The organism is Vibrio sp. Hep-1b-8 (assembly GCF_006124995.1).
Classification (GTDB): domain Bacteria; phylum Pseudomonadota; class Gammaproteobacteria; order Enterobacterales; family Vibrionaceae; genus Vibrio.
In genome coordinates, this window is record NZ_QEWN01000076.1 from 1 (window position 1) to 882 (window position 882).

Below are 882 nucleotides of genomic sequence, written 5' to 3' on the forward strand. Positions count from 1 at the left end.
AGAAGTTCTCTTGTTTGCCTTCGATAGAGGTGCGGTACCATTTCAGTTCAACAGTCTTCATCTTCTCACCAGAAGAAAGCGCGTTGTACAGCAGTGGCACGGCTTTGTTGAGAGTGACAGTAAACTTGAAAGGTTTATGGACGCGTTGACCAGAAGGTTGACCAGATTGTGGATCAGTCGGAACCGAAATAACGTGGTCAAACTTCTGAACCAGCATCTCGTCTTCGTGACCTTCTACATAAGAGTCACCGATAGAGTCAGCCGTACAGGCGCCCGCCGTGATCAGACCCTGAGTTTCACCGTCGATAGAAATATAACATGGAGTTGGCATAGTAAAATCCTTAGAGGTTGTGTGTAATAACACTAACTCTTAGTCAAAAAGCGCGCCAAAATTAAAATGTATATATTTCAACAATTTAAGCATTTGTTAATATACAAGCTGAGCAACTTTTTGCTCGAATCGAGCAAGATCTTGCCCAGATCGAGCAAAAAGTTGCCCGGAGAGAAAAGTATTCTCTACACTGTCAGTAGCGCTTTGTCCTTATAATACGTCCCTATAAATCGCATAGAAATCGCATAGAAATCGTCTCGCCTCCGCAGGACTCGTCAATCTAACAAAGCGAATATGTTGATATTGAGGATTGTCCATATCTGCTAAGTACCTTGCACGATTCGAATGATAGGTTTTGATCGTCCACAATAAAATTGAATCTCTACTGAAAAATGATTTTCTCAGCGTTTCTCTATTGCCCGTGTTGGGCCACAACTCTTTGCCTGAAATTGAGCGGCTTAAAGCTCGTCTCACTGCATGAAAGAGGGTTCTCGACAATGAGTAGTCAACCCATACCACAGTATCAACGTTATGCCATTTAATGACACGCG

1 protein-coding gene is annotated in these 882 nt (G+C 42.9%); it reads right to left on the minus strand.

The genetic code is table 11. The features are described from left to right. On the minus strand, positions 1-331 hold a 331-nt coding region (locus DA100_RS08360), incomplete at its 3' end, for an Hcp family type VI secretion system effector (protein ID WP_138971730.1). Positions 332-882: the final 551 nt, after the last annotated feature.